The sequence below is a fragment of the Duganella sp. P38 genome (assembly GCF_050859475.1).
Lineage (GTDB): Bacteria > Pseudomonadota > Gammaproteobacteria > Burkholderiales > Burkholderiaceae_D > Rugamonas.
Genome location: NZ_CP193936.1, coordinates 4,859,033 through 4,872,658, shown reverse-complemented (window position 1 = coordinate 4,872,658; position 13,626 = coordinate 4,859,033). Strand labels below are relative to the sequence as shown.

The following is a 13,626-nucleotide window of genomic DNA, read 5'->3' as shown; positions in this document are numbered from 1 at the left end:
GTATGCGGATGAAATCACAACGACAAGAATTCATTGGCGCGCACGGGCATACGCTGTCGGCGCGGCTCGATGCGCCCGATGGCGAAATCAAGGCTTATGCGCTGTTCGCCCACTGCTTCACCTGCGGCAAGGACGTGCTGGCCGCGCGACGCGTGGCGGAAGCGCTGACCGAACACGGCGTGGCCGTGCTGCGCTTCGACTTCACCGGCCTGGGCGCGAGCGAGGGCGAGTTTGCCGACACCAATTTCTCGTCCAACCTGGCCGATCTGGTCGCCGCCGCCGGGTTCATGCGCGCGGCCTGGCAGGGGCCGGCCTTGCTTGTCGGCCATAGCCTGGGCGGCGCGGCCGTGCTGGCGGCGGCAGAACACATGCCGGAGGTCAAGGCGGTGGTGACGATTGCCGCGCCGAGCAGCCCGGCCTATGTCAACAGCATGTTCGGCCATCATCTGGAGGAAATCGCGCGCGAGGGCGAGGCGCTGGTGCAACTGGCGGGGCGTCCGTTCCGCATCAAGCAACAGTTCGTCGAGGATGCGGGCGGGCATGATTTGAAGGGCAAGATCGCCGGACTGCGCCGCGCCTTGCTGGTGATGCATGCGCCGGGCGACGACACCGTCAGCCTCAACAACGCGATGGAGATTTTCACCGCCGCCAGGCATCCGAAAAGCTTTATCTCGCTGGACAACGCAGACCACCTGCTGACCAGGCGCGAGGACGCGGTCTACGTCGCCAACCTCATCGCGACGTGGGCGGACCGCTACCTGTTTTAGAAGTCTTCCGACAGGTCTTTCCAGCCCTTGCTGGCGGCGAAGACGTTGAATTCGTCCGGCGCCTCCAGAACCAGCAGGCGGCCTTCCTGCAACACCGGATCGCCGGCGGTCAGCTCGGGGCCCTTGTAGCCGACGGTGCGCAGCTGCGCCACCACGGCAGCGATCAGCGCCTTGTCCTTGTGCAGGCCGGCGATGGGCGCCTTGAAATCGACATAGACGTCGATGGCGCCATAGCCCTCGTCGAAGATGCGGATCGCCTTGGCGTCGTGAGCACGGCCGGAGCCGTCGGTGGCCTTGAACGGGCCGCTGAGCTGGATGTCGGTATCATTGTTCATGGGCGCAGCATACAGCCTAGTCCACTTTCGGTAAAGCCATGCCGCGCTGCACGGCCGGCCGCGCGCCGATCAGGTCGAGCCAGCGCAGCAGGTGCGGCTTGCTGGCCACACGGTCGCCCAGCGCCGGTTTCAGCTTGTCCAGCACGCCCACGGCCCACGGATAGCAGGCGATGTCGGCGATGCTGTAGGCTTCGCCGGCGATGTAGCTGTGCTTCGACAGTTGCTTGTCCATCACGCCCAGCAGGCGGTCGGCTTCCTCGACGAAGTGGTCGATGGCCAGCGTCGATTTTTGCTCCGAGCGGATGGCGAAAAAGCCGAGCTGGCCCAGCATCGGGCCGAGGCCGCCGATCTGCCAGTGCAGCCACTCCAGCACCTTGTAGCGCTCGGGCCCGGCGGCGGGCAGCAGCTTGCCGGTCTTCTCGGCCAGATAGGTGAGGATGGCGCCGCTTTCAAAGATGCTGAAGCTGTTGCCGTCGTTGTCGGTTTCGACGATGGCGGGGATTTTGTTGTTGGGGGAGAGCGCCAGGAATTCCGGCTTGAATTGTTCGCCCTTGCTGATGTCGACGGTCAGGATGTTGTATTCCAGGCCCAGTTCTTCCAGCATGATGGGGATTTTGCGCCCGTTGGGCGTGGTCCAGGTGTGCAGCGTTAGCATGAACAATCCTCGCGATGAATTTTCATAACGATAATCGATGCGGCCGCAAGGCAGCGCGCGGTAGCGCTGCCGCCTCCTCCCGCCTTGCGCGCGTCATTCCCGCGAAGGCGGGAATCCATGGAACGCCTCAGAGCATACGCAGTATGGATTCCCGCCTGCGCGGGAATGACGGGGAGCTTACTTTAGAGGGCTTTGAGGATGGCGCTCAGGCGGTCCGGCGTGCCCTTGATGCGCTCCAGGCGCGGGTACTTCAAACCGTCGTGATAATCGAGCGATACCGTCTGGTACAGATCGCGTTTCTTCACCAGCAGGTTGATCGGCTCCTTCGAGGTCTTGGCGGCCGTGATCGCCGCGCGCAGCACGTCCGGCTTGTAGGCGCGGCCGTTGACCGCCAGCAGCGTGGTATTGCCCGACAGGCCTGCCTTGAAGCCAACACCGTCCCAGATGAACGATTCCAGCTTGCCCTCCGCGCTGACCGAGAAGCCCAGCGAATACTGGAAGTTGGCCGATTTGCTCAGATCTTCCTGCGCCTTGAGGAAATCGGTCTGTTTCTCGGTGTACACCAGTTTCCAGCCGGCGCGGGTCAGGCCATCCAGCGGCGCGCCCGGGCCGTGGCTTTCCACGCGCTCGCGCAGGAAAGTGGCCCAGTCGTAGGGTTGCACGGCGTTGAGCGCCTTCACCACGTCATCGAAGGTGTAGTGTTTGGCGACGTACACGCCGTCGTCGACGCCGAAGAAGCCGCGCGCGAAGTCGTTCAGCGAGCGCTTGTCGCCCGACAGTTCACGGATCTTGGTGTCGGCGTCCAGCCAGATCAGCTGGCCTTCCTGGTAGTAGTCCTCGCCGCGCTGCCAGTTGTTCCATACCTGCGGACGGCGGGCGTTGACGATCGGGTCGTAGGTGGTGTCCTGCACCGCGCGCCATTCGCGGCCCCTGACGTTGTCGAGGCGTGCGGCCGATGCCGCCAGCAGGTCCATGGTGTTTTCCGGCTTGAGCAGGCCCGAGCGCGCGCCCAGCACCGCGCCCCAGTATTGCGTCTGGCCTTCGTAGACCCACAGCAGCGAGTTGTCGAGCGGCGTATTGAAGTTCGGCACGTCCTGGCCGTCCGGGCGGCGGAACTTGCCGTTCCACGAGTGCGCGAATTCATGCGGCAGCAGCTCGCGGCGCGCCTCGTATTTCTTCCATTCGGTGAAGTAGCCGAGCTTGACGCCGTTTTCGCTGGACTGGTGATGCTCGCGGCCGATGCCGCCGAATTCATCGCTGATGGCCAGCAGGAAATCGTAGTGCTTGTAGTGTTTCGAGTTGAACAGCTTGTAGGCCTGCTGGATCAGCGCGCGGTGCGGCGCGATCTGCTCCGGCGTCGCTTCCAGCTGCTCGGCATTGTCCGACACCAGGTTCAGGTGCACCGGCACCTTGGCGCCAGGGTCGAGGTCGATGCGGCGGAAGTAGCGGCCGGCAAACAGCGGCGAGTCCAGCAGCGTTTCCAGGTCGAGCGGCTTGAAGGCGATCTCGTCACCCTTGCGCTCTTCCACTTCCAGCGCGCTGCCGAACTGCCAGCCCGGCGGCACGGTCAGGTTGGGCTGGACGGTGATGTTGCGGCTGCGGTAGCCGTCCGGGTACAGCGCCAGCGATTGCCACTGCACGCCGAGGATGTCGTGGGTGAAGGTGGTGCGGCCCTGGCTGGCCTCGACCGGCGACACGTACTGGAACTCGACGTCGACCGAACTGGCGCCTTGCGGCACCTCAATGTTGAAGGCCCAGACGTTGAGCGGATCGCGTTTCCAGTTCAGCGCCTTGCCGCCGGTGCTGACCTTGAAGCCGGCAAACTGGTTGAGCGCGCCGCTGGGGCCGTGATTGGCCACCACCCACTGCGGATACAGCAGGGTCAGCTTGCCGGGCTGCGCCGGAATGTTCTGGGTGACGCGGAAAATTTGCTGCGCATTATTGGTGGCATCCACTTTCAGCACGATGGTGCCCGGGTAGGGCTGTTCGGACATGGAGGCGGCCTGGGCACTGAAGGCGGTGGCCAGCAGGCCGGCGAGTACGGCACGGGTCAGGGACATGGTTTTTTGATAAAACGATTTACAAAAGAGGCTGAGTGTAGCACGCGGGAAACGAAAAATTTTTCAAAAAATCCTCTTGAAAGCGTTTTGACGCGACTTATATGGGAGTCAGCGGTTGCCCAGATGGGGGCCGTGAACAGGGGATGCTCCCCGCCATATCGCTTATTTTTGAAAGGATATTTATCATGCGTAGTTTTGACCTGACCCCACTGTACCGTTCGGCTATCGGCTTCGATCGTCTGGCCCAAATGCTCAACGACGCCCAGCGCAACGACACCCCAAGCTATCCCCCATACAACATCGAGCTGGTATCGGATGACCAATACCGCATCGTGATGGCGCTGGCAGGCTTCGACCGTTCGGAAATCGACATCACCTTCGAGCGCGATTCGCTGACCGTGGTGGGCCGCAAGCAGAAGGACGCCACCGAGCGCACTTATCTGCACCGCGGCATCGCCGCCCGCGATTTCGAGCAGCGTTTCCAACTGGCAAATCACGTCAAGGTGACTGGCGCCAGCTTCGACAACGGCATGCTCACCATCGAACTGGTGCGCGAGATTCCGGAAGCGCTGAAGCCACGCAAGATCGTCATCGACGGTGGCGATAACGTGACTGCCCTGGAGCAGCGCGCAGCCTGATCCCGCTCTCGTGTAGTGCTTGCAACTGGCCGGTTTATCCGGCCAGTTTTGCGTTGTAACAAGATATTTCGGCCCGGATTTTCTAAGCAGCGCCTAAGTTTTTAGGCTCATATTAGATACATCTAAAGTCTTCATCCAATAGGAGAACCGTTATGTCCAATACTACTCTCAAGCGTGCCGCCATCGCCGTCGCCGTACTGGGCGTGGTCGGCGTCGGCGGTGCAGTCGCTGTCAAGCAGAACGCGGCGGTGGCCGCCGCCAACGCCCCCGCCGTCGCCATGGTTGCCCCGGCCGCCGCCAGTGCTGCCAGTGCGCAGCCGGCCCCGGTTGCCGCGCCAGCCATTTCCCTGCCCGATTTCAGTGTGATCGTCGCCCACAACGGGCCGGCGGTGGTCAACATCAACGTCACCGGCAGCACCAAGACCTCCTACGATGGCGACGGCCCGCAGGGACGCAACGATCCCTTCGGCGACGACCCGTTCTACGAATTCTTCCGCCGCTTCCAGGGCCAGCAGCGCGGCCAGCAAAAGCAGATGCCGACGCATGGCCTGGGTTCCGGCTTCATCATCAGCCCGGACGGCATCATCCTGACCAACGCCCACGTGGTGCGTGACGCCAACGAGGTGGTGGTCAAGCTGACCGACCGCCGCGAATACCGCGCCAAGGTGCTCGGTTCCGATCCGCAAAGCGACGTGGCGGTGCTGAAAATCGACGCCAAGAACCTGCCGGTGGTGCCACTGGCCAAGAGCAACGACCTGAAGGTCGGCGAATGGGTGCTGGCGATCGGCTCGCCATACGGCCTGGACAACACGGTCACCGCCGGCGTGGTCAGCGCCAAGGGCCGCTCCCTGCCGGATGGCAACGTGCCGTTCATCCAGACCGACGTCGCGGTCAATCCGGGCAACTCCGGCGGCCCGCTGTTCAACACGCGTGGCGAGGTGGTTGGCATCAACTCGCAGATCTACAGCCAGACCGGCGGCTACCAGGGCTTGTCGTTTGCGATTCCGATCGATGTGGCCACCAAGATCAAGAACCAGATCGTCGCCACCGGCAAGGTGGTGCACGCCAAGCTGGGCGTGACGGTGCAGGAAGTGAACCAGGGCTTTGCCGATTCGTTCAACCTGGCCACGCCGGAAGGCGCGCTGATTTCCAACGTCGAGCGCGGCGGCCCGGCCGACAAGGCCGGCCTGAAGGCGGGCGACGTGATCCGTACCCTGAACGGGCAGAAGATCGTCAGCTCGGTCGACTTGCCGTCGATGGTGGGCCTGTCGACGCCGGGCGAGAAGATCAACCTGGAAGTCTGGCGCCAGGGCAAGCCGGTGCAGATCACCGCGACGCTGGGCAACGCCAACGACAAGGTGGCGGCCCAGGCCGAAGCGGCGTCGGCCGATCCGGCCAGCGCCAAGCTGCGGCTGGGCCTGGCGCTGCGGCCGCTGAATCCGGCCGAACGCCAGCAGGCCGGCCTGCCGGGTGGCCTGCTGATCCAGGACGCCGGCGGCGCGGCGGCCGATGCCGGCGTGCAGCCCGGCGATGTGCTGCTGTCGGTCAATGGCCGCCTGGTCAGCAGCATCGACCAGGTGCGCGAGGTGGTTGGCAAGTCGTCCAAGTCGGTGGCATTGCTGATCCAGCGCGGCGACGATAAAATCTTTATACCGGTCCGCCTCGGTTAAACTACGTCGTTCCCGCGCAGGCGGGAACCCATGGGGCGCGTGAAGGCATGCTCGGCATGGATTCCCGCCTGCGCGGGAATGACGGTGCAGCACGCGCGACGGTGCAGAAGCAAAAAAACAGAAAGGAACAACAATATGCGACTTCTGCTGGTAGAAGACGACACGATGATCGGCGAAGTGGTGCTCGACCTGCTGCGGGCCGAGCACTACGCGGTGGACTGGGTCAAGGACGGCGCCATGGCCGACACGGCGCTGCAAACCCAGACCTACGACCTGGTGCTGCTGGACCTGGGCCTGCCGCGCAAGGACGGCCTCGACGTGCTGCGCTCGATGCGCCTGCGCAAGGAGCTGACGCCGGTGCTGATCGCCACCGCGCGCGACGCCAAGGAACAGCGCATTGCCGGCCTCGACGCCGGCGCCGACGACTACGTCCTCAAACCCTACGACCTCGACGAGCTGCTGGCCCGCATCCGCGCGCTGCTGCGCCGCTCAGCCGGCCGCGCCGAGCCGGTGTTCGAGCACGGCAACGTCACCGTCAACCCGCAAACGCGCGAAGTGATCGCCGACGGCAAGCCGGTCAACCTGTCGGCGCGCGAATGGGCGGTGCTGGAGGCGCTGATCGCGCGGCCCGGCATCGTGCTGTCGCGCCACCAGCTGGAGGAAAAGTTGTACAGCTGGAAGGATGAGGTCAACAGCAACGCGGTGGAAGTCTACATCCACGGCCTGCGCAAGAAGCTCGGCGCCGAGCTGATCCAGAACGTACGCGGTCTCGGCTACATGGTGCCGAAACTATGAAAGTGCGGATGCCGCCGCTGCCGCGCGTGCCGGTGGTGACGCACTCCTTGCGCGGCCGCCTGCTGTGGTTCCTGCTGGCGGCCATCACCATGGCGGCGTTCGCGCAGGCGATGATCGCCTACCGCAGCGCGCTCAGCGACGCCGACCAGATCTTCGATTACCACATGCAGCAGATGGCGATGTCGCTGCGCTCCAGCGCCACGCTGACCAACAAGGCCGCCGACACCGCGGCCGATCCCGAAAACGACGACCTGGTGGTGCAGGTGTGGACGCCGGACGGCGCGCAAGTGTTCCGTTCGCTGTCGCGCGCCGCCTTGCCGCAGCGCGCGGTGCTGGGCTTCTCCAACGTGCGCGTCAACAACACCACCTACCGGGTGTTCTCGGTGCAAACCTCCAACCAGACCGTGCAGATCGCGCAGGACATGGCGGTGCGCCAGCGCATGGCCGGCACGCTGGCCTTGCGCACGGTCGGCCCGATCGCCGTCATGGCGCCGGTGCTGATGCTGGTGGTGTGGTGGGTGGTGTCGGGCTCGCTGGCGCCGGTGTCGCGCGTCAAGCGGCAGGTGGCGGCGCGCCAGGCCGAGGACTTGTCGCCGGTGTCGGAGAACGACTTGCCGGACGAGGTGTTGCCGCTGGTGCAGGAGCTGAACCTGCTGTTCGTGCGCGTGCGCACGGCGTTCCAGGCGCAGCAGCACTTCGTGGCCGATGCCGCGCACGAGCTGCGTACGCCGCTGGCCGCGCTCAAGCTGCAGGTGCTGAGCCTGGAACGGGCGCAGGACGAGGCGGCGCGCAAGGTGGCCATCTCGCGCGTGTCGGCCGGCATCGAGCGCGCCACGCGGCTGGTCGAGCAATTGCTGATGCTGGCGCGGCAGGAGGGCGGCAGCGAGGAAATCAAGCTGGAGCCGGTCAACCTCGGCGACGTCGTCAAGCGCGTGCTGGGCGATATGAACGGGCTGGCGCAGGCGCGCCAGATCGACCTTGGCCTGCACCACGCCGACGACGTGGTGGTCGACGGCCAGCAGGACGCGCTGGTGATCCTGTTGCGCAACCTGATCGACAACGCCATCAAGTACACGCCGGCCGGCGGCACCGTCGATATCGACCTGCGGCGTAGCGTGGCCGCCACAAAAAACGCCAGGTCGCGCATTCTGTTGAGCGTCGAGGATTCCGGTCCCGGCATCCCGCCGGAAGAGCGCGAACGGGTGTTCAGCCGCTTCTACCGCGTGCCCGGCAGCCCTGCCGGCGGCAGCGGTCTGGGCATGGCGATCGTGCAGTCGATCGCCGAGCGCCACAACGCCAGCCTGTCGCTGGATCAGTCGGAACGGCTTGGCGGCCTGAAAGTCAAGGTTGATTTTCCCGAGACTGGCAAGCCCACTCCAGTCTAAAATGCCGTTTTTACACGGTGCTGGAGTGGCGCATGAAGAAAATCGGCTTTTCGGGAACCCTGGACCCGATCACCAACGGTCACATGTGGGTGATCAACGAAGCCCGTTCGCTGGCGGACGAGGTGGTGGTCTTTCTTTCTGAAAATCCCGCCAAGAAACCCAAGTTCACCGCCGAGGAGCGCAAGAGCATCATCGCGCTCAGCTGCGCAGAGCAGGGCTGGGACAACGTCTCGGTGGTGATCGTGCGCGGCGACTACACGGCGCGCGCGGCCAAGAAGCAGGGCGTGCACTGCCTGATCCGCGGCATCCGCACCACCGCCGACTTCGACTACGAGAACCTGATCCAGCAAACCAATGTCGACGTGCTGCAGGGCGCCAAGACGGTGTTTGTCATGCCGCCGCGCGACCTCGGCTCGGTCAGCTCCTCGTTCGTCAAGGCGCTGGAAGGGCCGATCGGCTGGAACTGGATCATGAAGAAATTCGTGCCGGGGCCGGGCTACCACGCCTGGGTGCTGAGCTGGCTGCGCAAGGAATGGGAAACGCTGTGGGACTACGCGCACCGCGACGCCACCGCGATCGCCCACGCCGACGACTGGTTCGCCCGGCTGACGGGGCCGTCGTGCTATGGCGGCGCGGCGCGCCATTATCACAACCTCGACCACCTGGTGCACGGCCTGTGCGAAATCCGCGTGTGGGCGGCCAACACCCGGCCGGAGCCGGCCGACGTCGACATCATCAAGCAGGCGTTCTGGTTCCATGACGCCGAGCACGGCGTCGGCACTAGCGAGCTCAGCAATGAAGAAGCCAGCGCCCAGCTCTGGCTGGGCAGCCACCTGGGGCAGGAAATGGGCGACGCGGCCGAGCTGATACGGGCCACCGATCACTTCCAGGAAGCGTCGATCACGCACCGACTGAAGGACGTGCTGCTGAGTGTGGACCTGGCCATTCTTGGCCAGGACGAAGAGGTGTACCAGAACTATGCGCGCGCGATCCGGCAGGAGTACAACCATCTGCCGGACGCCGAGTACCGCCGGCAGCGCAGCGGCGCGCTGGCGCACCTGTGCCGCAAGGCGCAGGCCGGGCAGCTGTTCGGCAATGCTTATTTTGCCGAGCAGTACAACGAACGCGCCATCGACAATATGCAGCGCGAGCTCGACCGGCTGAGCTGACCCCGTACCACGTCATTCCCGCGCAAGCGGGAATCCATACACAGCGTGCGTGCCAGCCGCCTATGGATTCCCGCTTGCGCGGGAATGACGAAGGTGGCGGCGGGCGGCGCCCGGCAGCGCGATCAAACCGGCGGCAGCTGAATCTCTTCCTTGCGCTCGGCCATCGCCTGGCCCAGTTCTTCCAGGTCCAGCTTGGTTTTGCGGACTTTCGGGAACATTTCCGTTTCTTCTTCTTCGACGTGGTGGTCGATCATCTCGGACAGCACTTTGACCTTGGCGTCGAACAGGTCTTCGGTCGGCTCCATGCTCTGGATCTGCGCGATCAGGTCCTTGGCCGAGGCGTGCTCGACCAGCGATTCGTCCATGATGTCGTCATCCTTGATGGCCTTGCGCACGGCCGGATAGAAGATTTCCTCCTCGATCATCGTGTGCCTGGTCAGCTCTTCACAGATCTGCAAGGCCAGCTTGTGCTTGCTGACGTGGGCGCGGTCGCCCAGTTCTTCGTATTGCTCGAACAGCGATTTGACCGTTTCGTGATCTTCGATCAGCAGCGCGATCGCGTCTTGCGGCTGGGATTCGGTCGGAATAGGCTTGGGGATCTTGCCCGAGGATTGGGACGTGGTTCTCATATCGGCTCCTTGCGTGGCTAATGAAGTGACTACGGGGCCAGTCTAGAAGTCGCACCTTCACCGGTCTGTGCGCCGGACCACGCAAGGAGCCGCGCCCGGCTTACGGCGCCAGGCGGGTGAACACGAAGTCGTGGTCCTTGACCAGCGCCTGGTGGCAGCCCCAGCAGGCCTGGTGCTGGGCCAGGTCGGCCGGCTGGCCATTGATGAAGCGGCCGAAGCCCCAGCCGCCGGTGGCCGCGTATTTCTTCGGGTCCTTGACCATCACCTGCACCGTGGTGGCCGCCCCCGGCACGTAGGCGGCCGGCGCCTCGGCCGATTGCACATGCTTCCACGCCATCTTCACCAGCACCGTGCCGTCGGGGAAGGGCAGCTGGTTCTTTTCAATCGCGGCCATCGCGGCCGGATTGCCGACCACCACGCGCAACTCGTCCAGCGGCGGCGTTTCGTGCGCCGGCGCGATGAACTGCCATTGGCGATAGCCCTCGGGCAAGGTGACGCCGTAGATCGGCGAGGCGTTCTGCGCCGCCTGCGACAGGCCGGCGACCGCCAACAACAGGGTGGCAAACAAGGTTTTCATGACAGGGTTCTCCTGATATCGAAATGAGGATTTTTCATCTTATCCGATTAAAGCGTATGCGTGTTAAATATCGTAAAAAACGGCCCGCAGGCCGTCGGCTTAGAACCGGTTCCAGTTGTTACGCCGGTGCTCCGTGGCTTCCTTCATCAGGTGGCTGGCGCGCAGCTGATCCCTGGCGCTGTGGTCGTCGCCCAGTTCCACCGTCATCGCCAGCTCCTGCAGCGCCGGCGGATATTCGTGCTCGGCGGCTTCTTCCAGCAGCGCCCTGGCCTTGGCGCGGTCTTGCCGCACCCCCAGCCCTTCGTTATAGATGTTGGAGAGAAGGAACATCGCGTGGGCGTTGCCACGCTCGCCGGCAAGGCCCAGCCAACGGGCGGCTATGGCGTCGTCGCGCTGGACGCCGTTGCCGTTCTTGTACAGTAGGCCGAGGGCCAGGGCGGCCCTGGCGTGCTGTTGCCTGGCCGCCTGCTCGTACCACGGGGCCGCCGCGGCCGGCGCGGCCGGCACGCCCAGCACGCCGATGCGCAGCATTTCGCCGAGCTGGAACGCGGCCTCGGTGTCGCCGGCCCGCGCGGCCCGCTCGAACAGCTGGAGCGCCTGCGTGCGCTGTCCGGGCCGGGTCTGGTACAAGATCGCCAGCTCGCGCTGCGCCACCGGCATGGCCGCTTCGGACCACGCCATCAGCTTGCGCTCGGCGTGCGGATCGGCTTCCTGCCTGGCCTTCATGCCGACGACTTCGATTTGTGCCGAACCCGGCTTTTCATGCTGGATCTGGCAGCCGGCCAGCGAGGCCACAGTCAGCGCAAGGGCGATCAGGGCGCGCATCTTATTTGCTCAGGTCGATGGTGTACTTGGCGAAGCCGCTGGCGTCCAGCGCGCCCTCGGCCGTCACCGCCGTCAGCCCGCTGCTGTTGGCCAGCGCCAGGTGGCCCGGCGCCGAGCGCAAAATCACCGGACCGGCCGTCGTGGTCTTGACGAAGCTCCAGCTGCGCGCGCTGCCGTTGCCGGCCAGCGTGACCTTGCCGCTGGCCGCGCCTTGCGCCGTCAGGTAGTTGCTGACCACGGTCTGGTTGGCGTCCGGCGACTTGATGATGGTCTTGCTGCCGTCGATGCCCGGCACCGCGCCGCCGCCGCCGGCGCGGTAGTCGTTGGTGGCGACGATGAAGTCATCGCCATCGGCCACCGCCTTGCCCTTGTAGGTCAGGTTGACGATGCGGCTGCCGGCCGGCCTGGTGACGTCGATCTGGTAGGTCAGCGCGTTGTCCTCGGCGTAGAACACGTCGTAGTTGTAGATGGTGCTGTACGACGGCACCAGGTCCTGTTCGGTGGTCTTGGCCGGGTCGATCTGGGCGAACTGTTTGGCGGCCGTTTCCAGCCAGTTCTTCAGGTCTGAACCCTTGATCTTGACCGCTTGCAGGTTGTTGTTCGAGTACAGGTAGAGGTCGCCCGGATTGCGCACCTGCAGGCCGACCGGCGCGGCGGCGCTGGCGCCCGGCGCCACGTCGGTGAAGTCCGAAGGACCGTTGCGGCCGGCCTTGAATGGCGCGCTGCACGACAGCACCGGGATGTTCTTGTAGCTGGCCAGCGTGGCGTCGGTGCTGGTGGCGATGAAGTTCTTCACGTACGCCAGCTGCGCCTGGTTGACCAGCTGGATCGCCGAGACGTCGCCGGCCAGCGCGAAGTACGAGGACATTTCGAAGTCGGTGGTCACGCCCAGCGGCTGCTTGGCGAAGGCGATGGTGGCCGCGTGCTCGGCGGCGACGATCGGCGCGATGCTGCTGTCGGCGGCGATGTTGGTGGCGCCATCGGTGTATTTGAAGCCGCGCGATTCCACCGTGGTCTTGGCCGGCTGCACCACCCACTTGCCGCTGGTGTAGGCCAGCGTCATCTTGATGATGCCCAGGCGGCGGCCCCAGCTTTGCGCCATCACCGTCGGCACACCGTTGACGAAGCCGTTGATGGCGTCGATGTTGGCGCTGGCCGGGAACGCCGCGAACGAGGCGTCCAGCGCGGCGGCGCCGGCCTCTTTGCCTTTCGGGAAGATCAGGTGCGAGTGGCCGATCATCAGCGCGTCGATGCCGGTGGTGGTCAGGTGGTAGGAGCCGTTTTCCATTTTCGGGCTGTACGGGCTTGGGTCGAGGCCGCCGTGCGACAGCGCCACCACCAGGTCGGCGCCCTTGCCGCGCAGCTCGGGCACATACTGCTCGGCCGCTTCCTGCACGCCGGTGATGGCCACCTTGCCTTGCAGGTTCTTCTGGTCCCACTCCAGGATTTGCGGCGGCACGAAGCTCATGATGCCGATGTTGAGCTTGACGTCGAGCTTGCTGCCGTCGGGCTTGACCGCCGCGAAGGTGCGCGGCAGCAGCGTGTACGGCTGCACGATCGGCTTGCCGCTGGCGACGCCGGTGACGTTGCTCAGCACCATGGGGAAGGCCGGCGCGCCGCAGTTGCCGGCCGGCTTGCTGACGCCCGGAATGCCGAAATCGGTGTTGGTGACCTGGCTCAGGAACGGCAGGCCGTAGTTGAATTCGTGGTTGCCGAAGCCGCCGCCGTCAAACTTCATGGCGTTCATGACCTTGTGCACGGCCAGCGTGTCGGCGCAGGGAATCGGTTTGGTGACGGCTTGCAGGTCGCCCAGCAGCGTGCCCTGGATGGTGTCGCCGTCGTCCAGCAGCACGTTGTTCGGGTTCTCGGCGCGCGCGGCCTTGACCAGCGAGGCGGTGCGCTCCAGGCCCAGGCTGGTGTCCTCGGCCAGCGAGTAGTAGTTGTAGCTCATCACGTTGGTGTGGATGTCGGTGGTTTCCAACAACGCCAGCGTGACGGTCGTGCCTTCCGGGATCGCCGGCGTGGCTGGCGGCGTCGCCGCGACCGGCTGGTTATCGCCGCCGCAGGCGACCAGGCCGGCGGCGCCCAGGGCGGCCAGCATCACCAAATTCAGTTTCATTG

General features: G+C 64.9%; 13 protein-coding genes. 6 read left to right on the top strand and 7 right to left on the bottom strand.

The genetic code is table 11. The annotated features are described in order from the left end of the window. Window positions 1–8: 8 nt before the first annotated feature. Window positions 9–767 carry an alpha/beta hydrolase family protein gene (locus tag ACRQ5J_RS22685; protein ID WP_432380019.1) on the top strand — a complete coding sequence of 253 codons (759 nt, stop codon included), beginning with the start codon at window positions 9–11 and terminating at the stop codon, window positions 765–767. On the opposite strand, the gene ACRQ5J_RS22680 is transcribed toward ACRQ5J_RS22685, so the two are convergent. The 3 genes from ACRQ5J_RS22680 to ACRQ5J_RS22670 all read right to left on the bottom strand — a co-directional run bounded on the left by ACRQ5J_RS22680 (window position 764) and on the right by ACRQ5J_RS22670 (window position 3,817). Continuing rightward, window positions 764–1,102: a hypothetical protein gene (locus ACRQ5J_RS22680; protein WP_432380017.1), complete on the bottom strand. Its 339-nt coding sequence runs from the start codon at window positions 1,100–1,102 to the stop codon at window positions 764–766. The two genes, ACRQ5J_RS22685 and ACRQ5J_RS22680, sit on opposite strands and share 4 nt — an antisense overlap. A 16-nt stretch (window positions 1,103–1,118) precedes the next feature. After that, window positions 1,119–1,757: a glutathione S-transferase family protein gene (locus ACRQ5J_RS22675; RefSeq protein ID WP_432380016.1), complete on the bottom strand. Its 639-nt coding sequence runs from the start codon at window positions 1,755–1,757 to the stop codon at window positions 1,119–1,121. Window positions 1,758–1,939: 182 nt separating this feature from the next. Next, window positions 1,940–3,817: a M61 family metallopeptidase gene (locus tag ACRQ5J_RS22670; RefSeq protein ID WP_432380014.1), complete on the bottom strand. Its 1,878-nt coding sequence runs from the start codon at window positions 3,815–3,817 to the stop codon at window positions 1,940–1,942. A gap of 185 nt (window positions 3,818–4,002) precedes the next feature. On the opposite strand from ACRQ5J_RS22670, the gene ACRQ5J_RS22665 reads away from it, so the two are divergent. From ACRQ5J_RS22665 to coaD, 5 genes are all read left to right on the top strand, one after another. Next, window positions 4,003–4,455: an Hsp20 family protein gene (locus tag ACRQ5J_RS22665; RefSeq protein ID WP_432380012.1), complete on the top strand. Its 453-nt coding sequence runs from the start codon at window positions 4,003–4,005 to the stop codon at window positions 4,453–4,455. Between the two features lie 152 nt (window positions 4,456–4,607). Beyond that, complete coding sequence (locus tag ACRQ5J_RS22660) at window positions 4,608–6,125, top strand: Do family serine endopeptidase (RefSeq protein ID WP_432380010.1); 1,518 nt, start codon at window positions 4,608–4,610, stop codon at window positions 6,123–6,125. Window positions 6,126–6,260: 135 nt separating this feature from the next. After that, window positions 6,261–6,920, top strand: coding sequence for a response regulator (locus ACRQ5J_RS22655; protein WP_432380008.1), 660 nt, complete (start codon window positions 6,261–6,263; stop codon window positions 6,918–6,920). Further along, window positions 6,917–8,305: an ATP-binding protein gene (locus tag ACRQ5J_RS22650; protein WP_432380006.1), complete on the top strand. Its 1,389-nt coding sequence runs from the start codon at window positions 6,917–6,919 to the stop codon at window positions 8,303–8,305. Before ACRQ5J_RS22655 ends, ACRQ5J_RS22650 begins: the two co-directional genes overlap by 4 nt. Window positions 8,306–8,337: 32 nt before the next feature. After that, window positions 8,338–9,474, top strand: a complete 1,137-nt coding sequence (coaD, locus tag ACRQ5J_RS22645) for a pantetheine-phosphate adenylyltransferase (RefSeq protein ID WP_432380004.1) — start codon at window positions 8,338–8,340, stop codon at window positions 9,472–9,474. Window positions 9,475–9,596: 122 nt separating this feature from the next. On the opposite strand, the gene ACRQ5J_RS22640 is transcribed toward coaD, so the two are convergent. The 4 genes from ACRQ5J_RS22640 to ACRQ5J_RS22625 form a co-directional block, all read right to left on the bottom strand. Continuing rightward, window positions 9,597–10,103: a hemerythrin domain-containing protein gene (locus tag ACRQ5J_RS22640; RefSeq protein WP_432380003.1), complete on the bottom strand. Its 507-nt coding sequence runs from the start codon at window positions 10,101–10,103 to the stop codon at window positions 9,597–9,599. Window positions 10,104–10,203: 100 nt separating this feature from the next. Further along, window positions 10,204–10,680 (bottom strand): cytochrome P460 family protein, encoded by a 477-nt coding sequence (locus ACRQ5J_RS22635; RefSeq protein ID WP_432380001.1) that lies wholly within the window; start codon window positions 10,678–10,680, stop codon window positions 10,204–10,206. Between the two features lie 99 nt (window positions 10,681–10,779). Beyond that, entirely contained in the window at window positions 10,780–11,505 is a 726-nt protein-coding gene (locus ACRQ5J_RS22630) for a tetratricopeptide repeat protein (protein ID WP_432379999.1), read from the bottom strand. Between the two features lies 1 nt (window position 11,506). Then, window positions 11,507–13,624: a bifunctional 2',3'-cyclic-nucleotide 2'-phosphodiesterase/3'-nucleotidase gene (locus ACRQ5J_RS22625; protein ID WP_432379997.1), complete on the bottom strand. Its 2,118-nt coding sequence runs from the start codon at window positions 13,622–13,624 to the stop codon at window positions 11,507–11,509. Window positions 13,625–13,626: the final 2 nt, after the last annotated feature.